The sequence below is a fragment of the Arsenophonus sp. ENCA genome (assembly GCF_002287155.1).
GTDB lineage: Bacteria > Pseudomonadota > Gammaproteobacteria > Enterobacterales > Enterobacteriaceae > Arsenophonus > Arsenophonus nilaparvatae.
Map to the genome: position 1 here is coordinate 1 of NZ_NHNG01000133.1, position 1,379 is coordinate 1,379.

Annotated in this window: 1 pseudogene; it reads right to left on the reverse strand. The window is 46.2% G+C overall.

Annotated features, from left to right (window positions below):
- Positions 1 to 712: 712 nt before the first annotated feature.
- Positions 713 to 1,252 (reverse strand): annotated as a pseudogene (locus tag CBG25_RS03750) (primase alpha helix C-terminal domain-containing protein); the annotation flags it as partial.
- Positions 1,253 to 1,379 lie beyond the last annotated feature (127 nt).

The following is a 1,379-nucleotide window of genomic DNA, read 5'->3' on the forward strand; positions in this document are numbered from 1 at the left end:
AAACCTGTAAAAGTAGTGACATTTTCCAGCCTCAGCCAAGCACTGCTCAATACGGACCCTTTTAAATGTATTCTGTGTGGCGGGAAAATGGTCTATCAGCGGGTCTTGTATGGGCTGGTAACAAAGGATCTGGTTGCTAACGCAGTGGAAATAGCGCGAATGCGTTACGTGATGTAATGCAGGGAAGATCTGCCTGAATTCAGCAAATTCGTTCAAAAATCAGTCGATTAGCCAACAAATAATGATCTCACTCCCTCTTGTGCTGAAAAAAACAGCAAATCTTACCGACTGTGATCCCTATTTCATACGGCCTCAGGATCTTTGAAATTCCTAGGCGTTAAATTCCTAGGCGTCAAGGCACGGATTAGCTCGTCAGAGATAACTCCGTGTGTCCTTGCCCTAACCATTAGTGCCGATATATAGCATCATAACTAACAGGAAGGAAAAGAGCAAAAAGACAAGGGCAAAACCACAGAACGAGTGACCCGATCCGCACACAAGCTAAAGATGATATTCCGCTTCCTCGCCCATTCGCTCACTACGTTCGGTCATGGACTCCGGCGAGCGGGTCTAGCTAGGAAAAGCTGCACTTTTTCGGGATTCAAAAGAAAAAGCCCCTCAAACCCACGCCCCATAAGGGATGAAAGGGAGAAATAACAGCCCCCTAAAGGGGCTGTTATCTGATATAGGTAGTTTGTTTTAGTGCACTCGATTAAAGAGCGCCTATTTTCTTCTGCATGTAATACCATCTCCGGCTAATACCTAACTCTTCCCACGGCTTACGTTGACGCTCAGAATTTAAGTCTATCGGCCTACCGCCACCATGACTAATCTTGCCGCCAATAACGCCTTTGGCGGCCTGAATAGATATAGTGTTTTTTCGCCCTCTAGCCGCCTGTATCTCTGGCGTATGCGTCTTAGTAACGTACTCAGCAAAGGCTTTCTCAGTAAAGCGTTTGTGCGTCCATTTAGCGATGCTCTTAGCAATCGCTCGTACTTCTGGCTCACTGAGTGGAACGGGGAATTGGACGTTGTAACCCATAGCACGCTCAAAACACGCTGCGAACCACTGTGGGAAAGCAGGCCAGCCACGACGAATAGCTCTATACGCCCACTTTCGCGTTTTCTCAAAGATGGTGCAGTTACGGCCTAGCCCATAAGTTGACTCGATAAAGGGTGCATTCGCAGCGCTTAAATCGAGGTAATCGGCAAGCTCATCCAGTGTGTAAGGTTCGTGTCGCCATTGCGTCACTAAACTAGTTGCTGAATAGAGACTTGCATTTTTTGTCACGCTATTGAGAATAAAAAGAGGTTTAACTTAGAGAATAAAGGTTTGAAATGATCAACAAAGAGCGGCTGTTACGAGATAATCGTTTATG